Genomic DNA, 1130 nt, shown 5'->3' with positions numbered 1-1130 from the left:
GTCTTCACGGTCGCGCCCGGGCGCACCTTGTCGACGCCTTGCACGATCACGTGATCGCCCGCCTGCAGACCGCCTTCGACGACCCAGTTCTGGCCTTGCATGCCGGTGGTCTTCAGCGGACGCGGCTCGACCTTGTTGCTGGCGTTCACCACCATCGCGATCGCCTGGCCCTTCTGGTCGTGCGTGACGCCGATCTGCGGCACCAGGAACGCGTTCTCGTTCACGCCTTCCTCGATCCGTGCGCGCACGAACATCCCCGGCAGCAGCACGCGGCCCGGGTTCGGGAAGACCGCGCGGATCGTCACCGAGCCGGTGGTCTGGTCGACCGTCACGTCCGAGAACTGCAGCTTGCCCGCCTCCGAGTAGGTCTTGCCGTCTTCCAGGATCAGCGACACCTTCGCCGCACCCGGGCCGCTCGTCTTCAGGCGACCGCTCTGCACGTCCTGACGCAGCTTCAGCCCTTCGAGGCTCGACTGCGTGAGGTCGACGTACACCGGGTCGAGCTGCTGCACCGTCGACATCAGCGTCGCCTGGCTCGCCTGCACGTATGCGCCCGGCGTCACCTGCGAGATGCCGACGCGGCCGCTGATCGGCGACACGACATCCGTATAGCCGAGGTTGATCTGCGCGGTGTCGACCGCCGCCTTGCCGGCCGCGACGTCCGCCGCGGCCTGGCCTTGCGTGGCGACCGCGTTGTCGTAGTCCTGCTTGCTGACCGCGTTCGCGGCGACCAGCACCTTGTAGCGCGCGACCAGCGCGTTCTGCGTGACGAGGTTCGCCTGCGCCTTCGCGAGCGTCGCCTTCGCGCTGTTCAGCGCCGCGATGTACGGCGCCGGATCGATCTTGTAGAGGCGCTGACCGGCCTTGACGTCGGTGCCTTCGGTGAATTCACGACGCAGCACGATGCCGTCGACCCGTGCGCGCACTTGCGCGACGAGGAATGCACTGGTGCGGCCCGGCAGGTCGGTGAAGACCGGTACGGCTTGCGGCTGGACGGTGACGACGCCGACTTCCGGCGTTTGCGGCGGCGGTGCCGATTCTTTTTTCCCGCACGCGGCCAGGAAAACGGCGGCCGTCGCGACAGTGATTAAGCGGTATGGAACCCGTTCGACGCGCATGGAGCGACCTCT

1 protein-coding gene is annotated in these 1130 nt (G+C 67.6%); it reads right to left on the bottom strand.

The genetic code is table 11. From position 1 onward, the window contains the following. Positions 1 to 1118, bottom strand: a 1118-nt coding sequence (locus HWW87_RS36840) for an efflux RND transporter periplasmic adaptor subunit (protein ID WP_175824378.1), incomplete at its 3' end; no start/stop codon positions are given. Between the last annotated feature and the right edge of the window lie 12 nt (positions 1119 to 1130).

The sequence above is a fragment of the Burkholderia sp. BCC0419 genome, from assembly GCF_902830285.1.
Classification (GTDB): Bacteria; Pseudomonadota; Gammaproteobacteria; order Burkholderiales; family Burkholderiaceae; genus Burkholderia.
The sequence above is the reverse complement of the archived record's forward strand: the minus strand, read 5'-3'. Positions and strand labels throughout refer to the sequence as shown.